General features: G+C 40.4%; 9 protein-coding genes and 1 tRNA gene. 1 reads left to right on the top strand and 9 read right to left on the bottom strand.

Features of this window, described 5'->3' with window-relative positions:
* Positions 1-28: 28 nt before the first annotated feature.
* From glmS to JST56_05530, 5 genes are all read right to left on the bottom strand, one after another.
* On the bottom strand, positions 29-1,930 hold the full coding sequence (gene glmS / locus JST56_05510) for a glutamine--fructose-6-phosphate transaminase (isomerizing) (protein MBS1988420.1): 1,902 nt from the start codon (positions 1,928-1,930) through the stop codon (positions 29-31).
* A 57-nt stretch (positions 1,931-1,987) separates the two neighbouring features.
* Entirely contained in the window at positions 1,988-2,392 is a 405-nt protein-coding gene (gene rpsI / locus JST56_05515; protein MBS1988421.1) for a 30S ribosomal protein S9, read from the bottom strand.
* A gap of 207 nt (positions 2,393-2,599) precedes the next feature.
* Positions 2,600-2,674 (bottom strand) — tRNA-Thr (locus tag JST56_05520).
* Between the two features lie 61 nt (positions 2,675-2,735).
* A complete protein-coding gene (locus JST56_05525; protein MBS1988422.1) occupies positions 2,736-3,080 on the bottom strand; it encodes a TraR/DksA family transcriptional regulator in 345 nt (114 codons plus the stop codon).
* Positions 3,077-3,550, bottom strand: a complete 474-nt coding sequence (locus JST56_05530) for a nucleoside deaminase (GenBank protein MBS1988423.1) — start codon at positions 3,548-3,550, stop codon at positions 3,077-3,079. Before JST56_05530 ends, JST56_05525 begins: the two co-directional genes overlap by 4 nt.
* 197 nt (positions 3,551-3,747) lie before the next feature.
* Between JST56_05530 and gyrB the strand changes: the two genes are divergently transcribed.
* Positions 3,748-6,183: a DNA topoisomerase (ATP-hydrolyzing) subunit B gene (gene gyrB / locus JST56_05535; GenBank protein ID MBS1988424.1), complete on the top strand. Its 2,436-nt coding sequence runs from the start codon at positions 3,748-3,750 to the stop codon at positions 6,181-6,183.
* A 70-nt stretch (positions 6,184-6,253) separates the two neighbouring features.
* On the opposite strand, the gene JST56_05540 is transcribed toward gyrB, so the two are convergent.
* The 4 genes from JST56_05540 to JST56_05555 all read right to left on the bottom strand — a co-directional run bounded on the left by JST56_05540 (position 6,254) and on the right by JST56_05555 (position 17,164).
* Positions 6,254-7,024: a DUF1669 domain-containing protein gene (locus tag JST56_05540; protein MBS1988425.1), complete on the bottom strand. Its 771-nt coding sequence runs from the start codon at positions 7,022-7,024 to the stop codon at positions 6,254-6,256.
* A gap of 125 nt (positions 7,025-7,149) precedes the next feature.
* Positions 7,150-7,902, bottom strand: coding sequence for a nucleoside monophosphate kinase (locus JST56_05545; GenBank protein ID MBS1988426.1), 753 nt, complete (start codon positions 7,900-7,902; stop codon positions 7,150-7,152).
* 204 nt (positions 7,903-8,106) lie between these two features.
* Positions 8,107-12,564 (bottom strand): hypothetical protein, encoded by a 4,458-nt coding sequence (locus JST56_05550; protein MBS1988427.1) that lies wholly within the window; start codon positions 12,562-12,564, stop codon positions 8,107-8,109.
* Between the two features lie 10 nt (positions 12,565-12,574).
* On the bottom strand, positions 12,575-17,164 hold the full coding sequence (locus JST56_05555; protein ID MBS1988428.1) for a hypothetical protein: 4,590 nt from the start codon (positions 17,162-17,164) through the stop codon (positions 12,575-12,577).
* Between the last annotated feature and the right edge of the window lie 87 nt (positions 17,165-17,251).

Genomic DNA, 17,251 nt, shown 5'->3' on the forward strand with positions numbered 1-17,251 from the left:
CCCAAATTTTTGAGAGCCTTTTTTAAAATTATTCAACGGTTACTGATTTAGCCAAATTTCGAGGCTTATCGATTGGTCGATCAAGCTGTCGCGTAATTTGGTAAATGAAGAATTGCATAAGCCCAGTCATCGATAGCGGTCCAAGGAGCGGTGTAACTCGCGGTACAATAAATGCATAATCTGCAAGCTTAATAAGCTCATCTTGACCTTCAAATGCAAAGATAATTAAATGTCCGTTTCGGGATTTAATTTCTTGAGCATTTGAGATGATTTTACCGTAGATTAATTCATCAAGTACTGAAAATAAAACCGTTGGTGTTTGATTATCAATCAAAGCAATCGGTCCATGCTTGAGTTCACCTGCGGGATAGCACTGCGAAAAGATGTATGAAATTTCTTTAAGCTTAAGCGCTGCTTCCATTGCAAATGGGTAGCTGATATGTCTGCCCAAAAAGATGAAGCGATTGTACTGAGCATATTTTGGAGCAAGCTCTTGAGTAATTTGAAGCTTATAGGTATCAATTGCAGACTCAAGAACTTCGGCACAAACAAAGAGGTCTTCTTCAGCTTGGTGCATCTCTTGGAGTGTGATTGTTCCCCGTTCCAGCCCAATTTTATGAGCAAGCCAATACAGTGTTGCAACTTGGGTTGAAAAAGCCTTAGTTGAAGCAACTGAAATTTCAGGTCCTGCCTGCATAGGGATAAAGCCCGTTGCTTCTCGCACAATCGTGCTCGATGCTACATTGGTCAGCGCAATTGTTGGAACATTAAAGGAGTTAACCAATCGTAATGCTTCAAGTGTATCCGCCGTTTCGCCTGATTGTGTAATCATGACAAATATACTGTTATCTTCTGCAAAAAATGGCATGTAACGAAATTCGGATGCCAAATAAACACGAGTTGGAATTTTGCAAATAGTTTCAAAAAAGAACTGAGCAATACGTGCCGCATGCCATGATGTGCCTGCTGCAACAAGGTTAAGATAGCGAAGCGATTTAATGTGATGCTTTGCAAGACCAATCTGGCGCCAGATGCAATCATTGTATTCTCTATCAGAAAATTGATCCGAAAGAGTTCGTGGCGCGTTATCACTGCTGCCAATAACTTTACAGAACGAGATTGTTCTGGTAATTGCGCGCTTTTGTTCATAAATTTCTTTGAGCATGTAATGTTCAAAGTTTTGCTTACTCATCTCTTTGTATTTAGCATCGATGTGTTGCGTAATAACAGGAATTGAGTTGCCATTGAAATCAAAAATTTGGAGTAAATCTTTTGAGACAAAAGCAAAACTTTCGTCAGGCATAAACACAACAGAATCTGTTTTATCTGAAAATGCTAAGAAATCTGAAGCAACAAACGTTTCGCCATCACCAATACCTATTGCAAGCGGTGAGCGTCTTCTCATCAAAACTAGTTGATCTGGATACTCTTCAAGAACAAAAATAAACGAAAATGCTCCGTGTAATTCTTGTGCAAGTTTCTGGATAACAATTTTAAGATCTTTATGAGTTCGTACTAATTCACTGAAATAATGAGCAACAACTTCTGTATCAGTGGTTGATTCAAAGTGGTGCCCAGAAGCAATAAGTTTTTCTTTAATGCTGTCGTAACGTTCAACAATACCGTTATGAACAACGCCTATATTTTTTTCACAATTAAAGTGAGGGTGGGCATTTATTTCGTTGACAACGCCGTGCGTAGCCCATCGCGTGTGACCAACTCCGACAAATCCATTAAAGGTAATTTTTTCAGCAAGTCGTTTGAGTTGAGAAACACCACCAGCTTCTTTAGCGCATGAAAGCCGACGTGTTTTGGCATCGATGCACATGAATCCAGCAGAATCGTAACCACGATATTCAAGTCGAGAAAGACCTTCAAGAATAAAGTCTTTGCATTGTTTCCCACCCACATATGCAACAATTCCGCACATGAAAGTCTCTTTTTTTTAAAAATAAAAGGCAGGCATTTAAGCCTGCCCAGAAGAATTTTATCGTTTTACGAATTGGAATTTGCGACGAGCGCCTTTTTGACCGTATTTTTTACGTTCTTTGATGCGATCATCAACAGTAAGAAGTCCGTTTTGACGAAGAGTTGGTTTGATTGTTTCATCGCCAAGAAGCAATGCACGAGAGATGCCAAGTTTAATTGCATCGGCTTGTCCAGCAAGGCCTCCACCATTAACATTTACTGTGATATCGAAGTTTTTTTCCAAGCCCAAAATTTTGAGAGGAAGAACGACTTTATGTCGGTTGAAGTCGGTATCAAAGTACTCTGAGTACTTCTCGCCATTGACAACAACGCTACCTGATCCTGATTTAACCCAGACGCGGGCGACAGCTTTTTTACGGCGGCCAACACCGTGGAGGTTAAGTGCACTTGCTTGTGTTTTCATAGATTATCTAACCTGAAAATTCGTTTTATTCGTAAAGCTCGACTGACGTTATGCCACATGTTCACCAAAAATCCTACAGAACATGAGGATTTTTGTCAAAAAAAGGTCTTAAAAAAGGTCTTTTTGCATCAATTAATACAAAAGATACTGTTTTTTGGGCCTTGAAAAGGGCAACTACCCTCATCATAATTCTATTTATTATGGCTCTGGAGCCGGTGAGCGGAATTGAACCGACGACCTACTGATTACGAATCAGTTGCTCTACCACTGAGCTACACCGGCCTACTATTGCCAAGTTCTGTAAGTCTAAACTAAAATTTTAAATCTGTTGAGAGGCTTTTTTTTATTGCTCAAAAGCTTCTTGACAAACTATGCATCGTGCGGCGTAAGGAAAGTTCTCAAGTCGGCGGTCAGAAATAGGCTCAGAACAATCAACACATAGTCCATACTCTCCGCGATCAAGGCGAATGAGTGCATCATCAATTAAGCGAATTTCATCAATTTCATTCTTTTGGAGTGAATTTTGGAGTTTTTCCATTGAAAGAGATAGTGCTTCATCGCCGCTATCTTGAACTTGCCCATCTGATACTTTTTCATGTGAGTGCTGCGTAAGCTGATCGGTCATTTCAGCTTTTCGAGTTAGCAGTCCTTGTTTGATTTTTGTGAGTACTTCAACTCTCTGCTTCACGGTTTTACCCTTCTCATTTTTCTGACTTGTTTAAAAAATGCTTGTAAAAGATCAACGCTTTCTTGTTCTTTAACACCACCCTCAATAGACAGGCCTTTCGTGTAAAACGATAGATTTTCACTATCGCATGTAAATGCGCCAAATAAATGAGACTTTGCACCGTACACTACACCCTTAATTCGGCTCAGTTTGATAAGCCCTAGGCACATTAAACAAGGCTCAAGAGTAACATAGATCACGCAACCAATCAATCTCCAGCTGTCGATCTTGCGACAGGCTTGGGCGATAGCACGAACTTCGGCATGACCAAGTTGGCTTTTATTTGTCTCAATTTTGTTATAACCTCGTCCAATTACAACCCCATCTGCATCAACAACAACGGCTCCGATCGGAACTTCATTATATTTGAGTGCAAGGGCGGCCTGTTTGAGTGCTTTTGTCATAAAAAAACTTTTTTTTGTTTTATTCATATTTTCTTATATTGAATTTTTGATGTAAGTCAGGAGCTTTGCTATACTGCATTGTGCAGATTTTCTCTAAGGTAAACTACCCGCAGCGTACTCGTTTCTGATATGCTACACTAAAGTTTTCCAAATTTTAAAGTATCTTTGTTGTAAATTATGTTTTTGTTTGTCGTCTGGCAGCATTATTGTAGGATCGGGATATGATGGCAGAAGAAAAAAAGAAAGAAACTGGGGCGACGTCCTCTTATCAAGCAAGTTCTATTAAAGTACTTGAAGGATTAGAAGCGGTTCGCAAACGCCCAGCTATGTATATTGGGTCAACAAATATCGCCGGATTACATCACTTGGTGTATGAGGTTGTTGACAACTCCGTTGACGAGGCTCTTGCCGGTTTTTGTAATCACATCACCGTACTGCTACATAAAGATGGATCATGCTCCGTTGAGGATAATGGTCGAGGTATTCCTGTTGACATGCACCCAACTGAAAACATGTCTGCAGCACAGGTTGTTTTAACCAAGCTTCATGCTGGCGGTAAATTTGAAAAAGATAGTTACAAATACTCTGGTGGTTTGCACGGCGTGGGTGTGTCGGTTGTAAACGCTTTGTCAAAAGATCTTGAAGTACGTATTTGCCGCGATGGAAAAGTCTATCAGCAATTTTATCAGTGTGGAAATCCATTAGCTCCTTTGGCTGAAATTGGTACAACCGATAAACGCGGTACATTTGTACGTTTTTACCCAGATGGTACCATTTTTGAAACGGTGGAATTGGTTTTTGATACGCTTTCTTCACGTATGCGTGAATTGGCCTTTTTGAATTCTGGCTTGCGTATTGACATCGTTGATGAGCGTAGCGGTGATCAGCAAAATTATTTCTACCCTGGTGGAATTGCTTCATTTGTTGAACACGTGAATGCAAAAAAGAACCCTATCTTTACAGAAATTATTGAACTTCATAAAGATGATGGCACCTACATGCTTGATTGTGCGCTTCAATATAATGAAAGCTACAATGAGCAAGTATTTAGCTTTGTGAATAACATTCGTACGATTGATGGTGGAACGCATGAAATTGGTTTCAAGTCTGCGCTTACTAAAGTATGCAATCGTTATGCTCAAAAATATAACATGCTCAAAGATGAATCTCTTTCCAGTGAAGATACACGTGAAGGTTTGACGTGCGTTATTAGCATTAAGGTTCCAGAACCTCAATTTGAAGGACAAACCAAGGGACGTTTGGGCAACAGCGAAGTTAAGGGTTTGGTTGACTCTTGGGTCTATTCATTCCTTGATACTTATTTTGAAGAGAAGCCTGGTATTGCCAAGAAGATTCTGCAAAAAGCAATTTTGGCTCAACAAGCTCGTACTGCTGCAAAAAAAGCGCGCGAATTAACGCGTCGTAAATCGGCTCTTGAAAGCATGGTATTGCCCGGTAAGCTTTCTGACTGTTCAGAGACCGACCCTGTAAAATCCGAGCTTTACATTGTAGAGGGAGATTCTGCAGGCGGTACCGCTAAGCAAGGTCGTGATCGATTCACTCAAGCGGTTCTTCCATTACGTGGTAAAATTTTGAACGTTGAAAAAACGCGTCTTGACCGAATCCTTTCTAATAATGAAATAAAAGATTTAATCACTGCTATCGGTTCTGGCATTGGTAATGCCGATTTTAATATCGAAAAAACGCGTTATCATAAAATTGTTATCATGACCGACGCAGACGTTGACGGTTCGCATATTCGCATTTTATTGCTGACCTTCTTCTTCCGATACATGTCACCGTTGATTGAAAAAGGTTATTTGTATATTGCGCAACCACCACTTTATAAAGCTAAGGTTGGTAAGTCTGAGCAATATCTCAAAGATGACTCTGAATTCAAACGCTTTTTATTTAACTGGGCTGCAACGCATGCACATCTTTCTGTTGCAGGAGCGTTACAGGATGATGCACAGTGGAGATCTATCCTTGATGGATTGCTTGCTTATGAAAAGGTACTTGAAAAAGTATCACATCAGTTTGAAGTAGCATTATCACATGCTCATGAATTAGTTTTATTTATGCATAAAATTGGTTGGGGCTCGGAACAGTTCTCACACGAACAGCTGCTTGAAAGTCTTCAAAAAGCCTTTCCTCAGTACTCAATTTCCTATACTCAACAAAAGCCTGACAAGAATGAAGTTTTGCTTGAGGGGCAAGTTCGTCCTTATACGAGTATTACTTTTAGAGAACTTAAAAAGAGTTGGGATGTTCCAATGAATTTCTTCTCTTCAGGTGAAGTTGAAAAAACCATACAAGCACTTGTACCCGTTAAGTTTTTGGAAGACTCTACATGGGAATTTGTCCTGAATGGAAAAGAAGAAAAAACTACCAGCACGGGTGTATTTGCATTGTGCAACCATATTGTTGTAACGGGTAAGTCATTCATGACTATTCAGCGTTACAAAGGTCTTGGTGAAATGAATGCTGAGCAGTTATGGGAAACAACCATGGATCCTGCGCGCAGAACGTTTATGCAAGTAACGGTTGATGATGCTATTAAAGCGGATCAATGGTTTACTTCATTAATGGGTGACGATGTTGAAGATCGACGTCAGTACATCGAAAAGCATGCTCACTTTGTCAGAAACCTAGACGTTTAAATATTTGAGATCTTACAAAAACCCCACTCACTTTTACCAGGTGAGTGGGGTTTTTTATTGGACTTTTCTATTACTGTTGCACACTGAGTGTACAAGCTTGATGCTTATTAATAATCTCAATAAGTTCAGATGCCAGTAATCCTTCTTCACTCATTTGATTAATCGCAGCAAGAACTTTTCCAGCAAGTGACGTAGGCATGTGTATTGAGATTCGATCAGGGTAATAGGGCTTGCATGAGTTATCGGTCATCATGCGGGAAAAATGTTGATCAAATTGCTTACAGATTTCTCGATCACTGCTCGCAATAACATTTTCATGATTTTTTTTGTTGGCCGCACCTGTCCAATTAAATGACCCGGTCCAAACCATAACTTTATCAATAATCATAAATTTGTGATGCATGAGCGGATCATTTGAAAACCATTTTTCATCAGTCGACCATTTTGTAGAAACAATTTTAGTTTTTAATCGTAAGCTTTGTTTTTTAGGCTCTCGTGTTTGAGGTGTGTGAACATCAAGAACATAAACCGGTATGCCATTTTCAACAAGCATATCGGCTTTGCCATATTTTCCTAAACTAATTTGGTCCGTAATAATGCGAACATCAACTCCTCGCTTTTGAGCATTAATCAGTGCTTGAGCAATATCTTTGTCGGTAATCATATACACAGCGGCGTGAATAGATTTTTTTGCTTGAGCAATAAATTCAATAAGTTGAGCTGTTGGTTTATCGTAGGGAGCAAAAAAGATCCAGTTACGGGCGACCATTGATGATGTGCATAGAGTACAAATCAATGCGAATAGAAGAAAAGCGTGAAATAGTGATGCGATTTTTTTCATAACAAAATCCTTTGAAAAAGCGAGTTGAAGCGAGAAATAGAAGCGCTTTTTTGAGCATCTTCTTATTCTAAAAATTCTTTCTGCTTATTCAGAAGGATTTTGTTATTTTGGTCAGATTAAAGCTTTTATTTAAGGTTATGATATAACGCTTTAAAGTTATCAAAAACCTCGTTCATGCTTTTATTTTCAACATCTAAATTATGAAAAGGCATGCGAGCGTTATGATAGAAATCAACAAGCGGTTGATTATTTTGTGCATAGACTTCAAGGCGCTGGCGAACAATTACTTCCTGATCATCTTCGCGTTGAATCAAAGCACTACCGCATTTTTGGCACCTTGTTACATCTTCAAGTGTTGTGCGTGAATAAACCGTTTGGCATGTTTTATTTTCACACATGAGTCGGTTGCTAATGCGTTGAATAATTGCATCATCAGAAATGGTAATTGAAATTACGTGTAATGTGAGTTCGGGAAAGTTACTTTTTAAAAGGCTGGTTAGCAGCTCTGCTTGTCGAGCGGTTCGTGGATATCCATCAAGAACAATTGTTTTTCCTTGTCCGGCATTTTCTTTAAGCCATACCTTTACCATATCAGAAATCATTTCATCAGGAATAAGCTTGCCTTCTTTAAGGAGTCCTTTAATTAATTCATCGCCTCGAGCAATTGCTTGGCGACATAAGTTTCCGGTTGAAAGTACCTGCATCCCTAGTTTATCAACGCATTGTTGTGCAATCGTTCCTTTACCAGATCCTGGAGCTCCAAGAAAGGTAAGCAAAATTGCTTGAGTCTGAGGAGCATCTTGTTTTGCGATAAAAAATCGGTAGATCAATGTACACGTGATAATAACAAGCAATAATATGATAAGTGTAAGCTTCATGAGTTTTCTTTCGCCAAATATCAAGAAAAAACGGTTTGAAAGTAATGGAATATTCTTAATTAAGAATAGCATAAAAGCTAAAAAAAGCATCGGATATTAAGGGTTTCTGCTCGGATTTTGCTCATAAAAGATCATCTTTTAATCACATAAATAAGGGGCCTGTAGAGATTAATTACAGGCCCCTTAAAGAAAATACGAGGATTTTTATGCAGGAGTTGGTTGGTTGGCAGCAGCTGCTTCAGGTGTTTGTTCTCCGACCGGTTGTGTTACAGGAGCTTCTGACGCAGTAGTATCAGGAGCCTCTTGAGCAGGTTGTGATTGCCCAGCTTGTTGTTCTTGTGTTGCAGCGTCCTCTGGAGTAGTAGCTGTTGGAGCCGCAGCCTGTGCTGCTGGCTTGCCACTCATTCGTCCTACCTGAACATTACGCAGGGTAATTGGGATATCCCAGTTACTGAAGCCAACATACTTTATTCCCTTCCATGGGAATGGATCTTGCCATTCCATGATCATATTTTTTCCAGGAGCTCCTTTGCCAATACGGACAAGTCCATTCTTGAGTGATACCCAATAGGCTTCAAATTTATTTTGTCTGAACATTGAATCTGGGTTTTCTTCTTTTGTTAATGTTTTTGCAGATTTACCAAGGCTTTTGATGCGAATAACGTGTCGTGTATTTTCCCAGCCTCCAAGGGTTACTTCGTAAAGCTTGTTATCGGTATTACGAACTCTAAATGGTTCTTGAGCAAAGCCAACAAATACATCGCCTAGCGCATTAGCTTCAAAAATAACCATGCCATCATCTTCGAGTGGAAGTGGTGCAGGGAACCAGACGTATTCACCGAAGAGTGGTTGAAGATTAATAGCTGTATCTTTCTTTGCAAATTTAAAGACATCGGTTGAAATTTCAAGAATGGTTTTGTACCACGTATCACGTGCCGCTTGATCCTGCTTATTTTCAGGATTAATCAGGTAGGTATTTGAAAGTGCGTGAATCAACATGTTCATAAATAGGTCTTGAAGTCGATAGTCTTGCTGTGTTTTGTAAACGGTGCACATGCGTGAAATGCCATCAAAAATACTCAGTTTAGTTGCAGAATCTGAAACAACATATGGATGGTTGGCGCGACGTATAATTTCTTCATAGTTTGTTACAAGTTCTTCAAATTGAGGTGCATAGGTAGCATTCAGCTTGGCCATTTTCATCATCATCATGTTAATAAGTTCTGCATTACGTTCAGCTTCTGGTGGAACAGAGGCATCAGCCGATGTATCAGCTTGAACATTTTCGGTAAATACATAACTATCATGCGATCTGTATGTATGTTTAAGCATTCCTTTTGTTCCAGCAGCACCTGCTTTTGCGGCAACACCTGCACCAGCCATTGCTGTCTTAAGTCCAAGTGCAACCATGCTGCTCACTGCATCAGCTCCACCACTAATTGAAGCGGCAGCGCTTATGCTTGCATCACCGGTTGCATCTGCAACTTCTGCCGCAATTTCAAGAGCAATCTTCGCAGGAGGTTCAGTTGGAAAAGCGGTTTGATAAACTAATGGAACACCGGTTGGATCAATATCAAGCCTGAGTGGATATTTTGCCTGGCGCATTGGTGTTTTCGCAATAGCATAAGGAGTTCCTGTTGTTTTAGCTCGATCACCAAATACGGTTAAGGTAACGCGTGGACCATCTTGAACAAGTTCATAAGTATACTGTTTAATGATAAAGACCGATCCTTTATATTTAAATCGCTGTATTGGTTTTTTATATGAAAATTTTTGTTTTTGTGCGCCAAGACCGACTGATGAGGCGACTAATACATTGGAAATAGTTTGTGGATGGTCGGCTATCACCCAGCCAATTTTAGCGACATTATCAATTGGATTGTTATCTTCCCAGACTAAGAAAATATTTTCACCAAGTTTTCCTTGGCCAGCCATAATAAGGCCACCGTCAATGCTTACCCATATCGAATTATTCTTTGTTGTTTCAAGTTTTCCAAAAGGCATTGTTTCAATATTCACCGATAAAGCGAGATCATTATTTTTGAAAACTTTTGCAGTAGTATTGCTATCACCACCAATAACAATCCTGTATCCATCACCTTTTTCGTTTTGGAAAACAGTTGTAAGATCATTTTGTGCTTTTGCATTAAATTGTAATGTTCCCTCGTTTGGAACACGGAGTATATAATCGCTCATTTGTAGAGAGCCTTGCTTGCCACTCAAGGAGATTGTTTTCTGAGGGACAGGATATTTTGTTGTGTCTGTTTGAGAAACAAGAGGTTCTCCAAATTGAATTTCAGTATATTCGATGCGTTCAGCATCGGAGCTAAAACCAACACGGTTTGGCTGTTCTTTAAGTGGTATATATGCTGATAAGAAGACGTTATCACCAGGAGCCCCAATACCTGCTGTTAAAAAGTTGTTATTCAAGCTGACCCAGTAAGGAATAAATCGTCCAGGTTGTGCCTTTGCCATGTTGTTAATATTTCCCTTTGCTTCTGCAAGAATTTTGTCTCCCATTTTTACAAGAGATTTCGAGTTTCCATCAGCTCCAATAATGACGCGGAACATATAATTGACATTAATGCGATCGCCAAAAATAACCTGAATATTTCCGTCATCAGATGCTCGAGCAAGAAAGGTAACGGTTGTGTTTCCTGGATTCTGTAATGACTCAGCAATCCATGCAACACCTTGACTCCATAGAGCTCTGAGCATAAGCATTTTACTTGAATCAAAGTTCAAAATTTCTCGTTCACGAGCATAACCGGCAATAGAGAATGGATTGGATAATTCATAGCTTACGTGCTGCTTTGCATCATAGGCTGCAATGTTTCCAATAGATGTTTGAATTGCATATTCAGATTTGTTTACAACTTCATCCAAAATACCAAGACCTGCAGTCACGCGGCTTGCGCGTAATTTGCTTCCAGCAGATGCTTGTGTAGCCGGTGCTGTTCCCGCAATTGAGCGATATGCTTGTTTAGCTGTAGTCGGTAGCGCTGATTCATCAGTTATTGTTTCAATTGAAAAAATTTGCGTACCGCCGCGATCTTTAGAGCCGAACCACTGTTGTGAAGATAACGGGTCAACGGAATTTTTTTGCGGAACGGTGAGTGAGAAATATCCCTGCTTCCATCTGCTTGAAAAGTTAACACAAACTTTTCTGCCTTGCGATACCGGAGCTAAACTTTCAATTTCTACAACGTCATTACTACGAATTGCACCGGTCAGTCCATATGGGCTTGAAAGTCTAAAAACTTGAGATCCGTTTTGAGTGTTCGGATTGGCAACCAGTGAAACAACAATATCATTCCAGCCAACAATTTTTGGATCATAGTGATTTGCTGGAACCCACCACTTCCATGATTTTCCAAGACCTCCTGCTTTGGTTTTAACACCAAGGGCTGCGTAAAGAGACCAAATTTCAACTGTGCTTCCAAATGTAAGTTCTGTTCGGTCATTAGGATTATCTTTTTTTGTAAACATAAAAAAGCAGGCTTGTTCAGGGCGAGGATCTTTTGTTGGATTATCGCTTCCAACAAGAATTTCGCTATGATTATTGGGAATAGGATTTGCGTCTTGAGGATCGCGAGCGCTTGAGCCGTGCGTCCAAACTCGGCGACCATCCCACTTTGATGTGAGGCGCGTAATTTGATTTGCGATAACTTTTGTTCCACGTGCTTCATCAAGCTTTCTGATTTCTTGTGTAAGAGGAATTCGCTCAAGAACGGTTCCTTTTTCGTCGGTACTCACAATGGTTCCCTCGTACCCGATGCTTGCTTGAGCTGTTTTAAAATCACTTAAAAGTTGCCAATCATCAGCTTTAGTTCCTTGAGCACCGGTTACTCGTTTCCAGATGCGTCCTTGATAATCAACAAACAAGATATTGAACTTATCCATAACAACGATGCTTTTTGGGTTACCAAGTCCAACTTCTGCCGGTTTAATTACTCTAATCCATTTTTTATCGCCGCGAAAAAATCGATAGAGAGCAAGATCGCGTGCATCAATTTTCCAAACGCTTCCATCTCCTCCGGCTGCAACATAAGCAGCAGAGTCTGGCAGTGCTCGCCAGAGCGCAAGCTCTTCTTGAGCCTTATTTTTTGGTGGATTTGCAGCATCAGCTCGGCGTAAAATTTGATTGTTCATGGTCACAATATACACTTCATCTTTTGTTCCGACCGAAATTTGCTGTGCTTTAACTCCTGGAAATTGTATCCAATTATTTTTTTCAAAGCGCCAGACGCCGCCATTTTTATCAAGTCCCCAAATAGTTCCATCACCAGAAATTTCACAACTTTGAAAGTCACTTTTATTTCCAAGTGGATCCCATTGTTTGCCTTTAAATAACAGAGCTTTGCCTTCTTTGGTGACACCTGCTATGAGTGCATTGTCTCCGCCGCGCACAGTCGACACATACTGTAGTGTTGCTGAATGAGCTTTATAACCACGTGGCACTGCGGTAATTACTTGTCCGCTGCCAACAGGTTGAGATGTGGGTTCCTTGTTGGGTTGACTTGGTGCACCATCTTGTTCTGTTGCTTGAGCAATGAGTGCTTGCATACTGGGGACCGCTTGAGCTCCATGGCAAGCAAGTGATAAAGTGCTTATGAGCACTAGTAAGTAAGAAATTTTCAAAACATTCGATGATTTTATCATTACAACTCCTTTAAATCTTTCGTCGTGGTGCTATTAACATTGGTCTATATTTCATCTCTTTTTGCCAATCGATCATATCTTCTTTGTACGTAGTTCCCTCTTTGAGTGTTTGGGCTTTTGCTTTTTCCTGTTGTTCTTGGGCTGTTTCTTGTGCAACAGTTCCTTGATCGGTCAGTAGTTTTGCATTTTTAAAGGTGATAGGGGTATCCCATGAGCTGATCCCAATGAGGTGCATTCCGGTTGATGGGAATGGATCGTTCCATTCTAAAAAAACATTTTTTTCTGGATCATTTTGTCCAATTTTAATGTTTCCATTATTCAGGGTAATCCAGTATTTATTAAATTTAACAGGAGAAAGCATTACTTGGGCATTCTGTTCTTTATTGAGTGCGGCAGCAGGACGCCCAAGGTTTTGAGTATGAATTTCATGGCGGTTGTTATTCCAGCCTCCAAGCAAAATCTCATAAACCTGATTATTGATACTACGAGCTTTGAACTGATCCTGTGCAAAACAGATAAAGACATCATTTGATGCTTTAACTTCAAATGAGATACCACCTTGGTCTTGTTTTGCAAATTCAAAAGGAAGCCATATATATTCTCCGTAGAGCGCTGGTAGCTCGATAGGTTGATCTCCAGCTTTAAGAAGGCGCTCTTTAAGAAGTTCGCTCATCGTTATGGACCATTGTTGAAGATCGGGCATAGTTTTTAAGTAAGAATTGGTGATAGCAGAAATAAGCAGGTTGAGAAATTGCATTTGAAGCTCCGATGAGTACACTTTATAAGCGCCCATCAAAAGCGACATACCGCTCGAAAGTGATGTTTTTGTTGTGATTTTTTTAAGAACATATGGGTGATTAATACGTCGAATAATTTGTTGGTATAAGGCAATTAATTGCTCAAAATCTTGTTTAACCGATGGCTTAAGTTCTTGAGCATCAAGCAGCATTTGCCCAACTGCAGCTTCGTTCCGGATTGCTTGCCGTGGAATTTCTCCCTTGCCTGTTACTTCAGCTTCAACTTCTTCTGTTTTAACATAACTCGTATGAGATCGAGCTCCGTATTTTATGGTTGCTTTTAAACTAGCAGCGGCAGTTTTTGCAGCAATTCCAGCGGTTACCATTGCCGCAGAAGCTGCAACAAAAGCAATGTTTTTAATAACCACACTCGCTTGTCCTATCATAGGAATGGCGCCAATAGCATTCGATGCTTTTGCTGCAAAACCTGTTGACTGTGCATAGGCCATTGCTTGGTCTCCAACCATTGAGAGCGCTTGTGCTGCAAGTTCAAATATAAGTTTTGCAGGAGCATCGGTAGGAGATGCCCCTTTAATTTCTGGCTTGCCATTAGCAGTTATCGTAATAGTAAATGGGTAGCGACCATTTTGCATTGGCGTTGCAAGAACAGGAACCAGAAGGCTTTCATCATCATTCATGTCTTTAAAAACAACACTGGGGCCATCCTGAATCAGTTGATACTCAAATGGTCTAATTAAGACCATCGGTCCTTTGAATTGCTTTACGGGTCGGATGGTTCTTGTGTACTCAAACTTTGGCTTGAGTTCCTGCAAGCTCACAACTGGAGCTTGAGCAAGTGCAGTAATTTCTTGCTGGAAGGTGGTGCCGACAAAACCGATCCGTGAAACATCGCGAATAGGTGCAATATCTTCCCACAGCATAAAAATATTGGTGCCGATGTTTCCTTGTCCAACAATAATCCGACCATCATCAATACTCACCCAAAAATTTGTTGGCTTATTTGCAGAAAGTTTAGCAAAAGAAAGCATGTCGAGATTTACTGAAAAAACCGTTTGCCCATTTTTAGAAATATAGGCAGATTTATTATTATTTGCCCCAAATTCAATTTTGTATTGCTCTTGTTGATTGTTATCAAGAACCATGGTGACTGAGTGAGGAGCTTTTGTTTGAAAAGTTACGGTACCGGTATTAAAGACACGAAGTGGTGTTTGGCTCCAGGTAATATTTCCTTGGTCTGCTGGAATCGTTAGTGATTCAGTTTTTTGACGATAGTTGTTGCCACCTGATTGTAGAACAAAGGGACTTCCAATAATAATTTCAGTGTAGTCAACCGGTTGATTGTGCGAGCTAAAGCCTATTCTGCTTGGTTGTTTAGTCAAGTTAACAGAGCTTGCAAGAATAATATTTGTTCCAGGAGTTCCGGCTCCAACCATAACAAAATTATTATGCATGCTTATCCAGTAGGGAAGTAATTGCCCAGGCTGTGCTTTGGCAAAAGGGTTAACTTCGGCCTTAACTTCAGCAATAATGTTGTTGTCCACCACAATTGCAGCTTTGCTATTTTTCCAGCCACCAATTACTACGCGAAAAATATCTTGTGTGCTGATGGTATCACCAAAACAGACTTGAATATTTCCTTCATCAGTTGCTCGAGCAAAGAACATAACTGTTGCGCTTCCTGGTGTCTGTAATGACTCATTAATCCATGCAATACCCTTACTCCAGAGTTTTTTGAGCTTTACAAAAGTTCCGCTTTCAAAGTTACTCGTAACTGTTTCAAGCGCTGTACCAGAAAGCCAAAATCCTTTTTCAAGGGTGGCTCCTAAAAGTCCTGGAGCTATAACTCGGGCAACTGTTTTATCAATTAAAGCTTCTACGCCCGTTGATCCTAAAAACTTGCCCACTCCTTGCTTAATAACCCCGGTTGGTGTTTCCAAGGGGTAAGCGGTAAGGTTGGTAATTTTACTGATAATTCCAATTCCGTCACCAACTTTAGCTTTAAGCATTGTTCGGTTTTTAGTTTCTTGTTTTCCTGTTGGTTCAATTGGTTTGCCAATAATTTGTTGATAAGCAGCATGAGCGGCTGATGGAACTTTATTGGCGACAATCGATTTAATGATAAAGCGTTGAGCTCCACTTGTTTCACCAGATCCAAAAATTTCTTTGACAATTCCTTCTTGATCAATTGTTGTTGTGGCAGGTACTGCAAGCTCATAGCTCAGCGTTCCCGCTTTATTCTGAGTCCGAACAAATAGTTTACGATTGCGCGCGCCTGGTGCAGATGATACCAGTTCAACAATATCGTTTCTTCGGACCGGTCCGCTCATGCCATAGGGGCTGATAATTTTAAACTTTTGAGCTCCGGTTTGGGTTCCTGGATACTTAATGAGTGAAACTGCAAGGTCACACCAGTTTTTACCAAGCTGTATATGCGGGTTGTGAACCCACCACTTCCATTCTTTTCCTAAAAGACCCGATTTTTTTGGCATGCCGGGTGCTGCAAAGAGCGAAAAAATTTCTACCTCATCATCGAAATTAATAAACTCTCGTTGTTGAGTTTTTTCATCGTTGCCCCGTGTCAGTGTAAAAAAGCCGCCAGAAAATTGGCGCGGATCGGTTGTTGGGCCAACCAAAAGTTCAAGATGGTTATTTGGTGGAGCATTCGTTCCTGCAGGGTCATAGGGGCTTGAGCCTTGTGTCCATACTTGTCGACCGTCCCATGCAGAAATAATATTAACAACGTCAGTTGCTTGTATTTCTTGTCCGCGAGCTTGTTCAAGTATTTTTTTATCATGATCAGATGCTTCGCGTCTGAATAACTCTCCATTGGCTGTTACTCCAATAATTGTTCCATCGCTACCAATTGAAAATGTGGTAAATTCTTGTTCACTGACCAGTTGCCAATCGGTGCCAGCTTTTCCCAATTTACCGGGAATCAATTTCCATATTTTTCCTTGAAAGTCTAAAAAGGCGATATTGAACTGGTCGGCACAGCGTATGAGTTGAGGAGCTCCTAGAGCAGCATCTCCTGGCTTGATAATCACTTCCCACCGAGCTGCAGGACGGTAGAGTTTGTAAAGCGTTGCATCCTGTCCGCCAATCACCCAGACAGAGCCGTCTCCACCAGCAGCAATATGCAATGCTTGTCCAGGGAAAGGGCGCCAAGCGGGCGTTGTACCAGTTGGATCAGTTTTACGGTAGACCGTTGTTTTGAGTAATCCCCACACATCATTTTTGTTTCCCAAAACGAGGTGATCAAGTTGTGATCCCGTGAATAAAGTCCATTTTTTTTCGTCTTTTCGCCAGACCTGTTTTTTTGTATCGATTCCCCAAATGGTGCCATCTCCAGCAATTTCAATGACCTGTAAGTCTTTCTTATCAAGAGGCTTCCATGTTGTGCCATCATACTGAACAGCACCTTGCTCGTTGATGCCGACAATCAGGGGATTTGTGCCTCCGCGTGCAATGCTTACGTGTTTAAAACGAGTTCCATTCATTGCAGTAAACAACGCTTGAGGCGTATCTGCTTTTGATTCTTTTTTTTCAGAGGAATCGGCTGAATTTTTTTCTGCTTGAGGAACTTGAATTTCTTGTTGAGAAGAAGTTTCTTGTAAGAGGGGTGCTGCAGGTTCAGTTGTTTGTAAAGCAGGTGATTCGGTTTCTAGATTTATTGCCTGACTTGCTGGCTGATTTTCAGGATTAATCTCTTGCGCAAGAATGTCTGAATCAGCTGCAGGTGGTTGATCGCTGGCTTCTTGGCATACCAATGTAAAAAAAGTAAGTGCTATGCATAATAATATTGTGCATAGAATAGAATATCTTAATTTGTCATGAGTAAGCATATCTGGTTTCTCCTGTTTCATCGCGAAAGGCGCTTATTTAAGGTTCTTTAACTATAAATAAGCGCATTCTTTGAGTGCAAGAGATAT

Source organism: Candidatus Dependentiae bacterium, from assembly GCA_018266175.1.
Taxonomy (GTDB): domain Bacteria; phylum Babelota; class Babeliae; order Babelales; family RVW-14; genus JAFEAY01.

Coding starts and splice junctions, on each gene's coding strand:
- glmS (MBS1988420.1), bottom strand. CDS start 1,930: ATGTGCGGAATTGTTGCATATGTGGGTGGGAAACAATGCAAAGACTTT.
- rpsI (MBS1988421.1), bottom strand. CDS start 2,392: ATGAAAACACAAGCAAGTGCACTTAACCTCCACGGTGTTGGCCGCCGT.
- JST56_05530 (MBS1988423.1), bottom strand. CDS start 3,550: ATGAATAAAACAAAAAAAAGTTTTTTTATGACAAAAGCACTCAAACAG.
- gyrB (MBS1988424.1), top strand. CDS start 3,748: ATGGCAGAAGAAAAAAAGAAAGAAACTGGGGCGACGTCCTCTTATCAA.
- JST56_05540 (MBS1988425.1), bottom strand. CDS start 7,024: ATGAAAAAAATCGCATCACTATTTCACGCTTTTCTTCTATTCGCATTG.
- JST56_05545 (MBS1988426.1), bottom strand. CDS start 7,902: ATGAAGCTTACACTTATCATATTATTGCTTGTTATTATCACGTGTACA.
- JST56_05550 (MBS1988427.1), bottom strand. CDS start 12,564: ATGATAAAATCATCGAATGTTTTGAAAATTTCTTACTTACTAGTGCTC.
- JST56_05555 (MBS1988428.1), bottom strand. CDS start 17,164: ATGCTTACTCATGACAAATTAAGATATTCTATTCTATGCACAATATTA.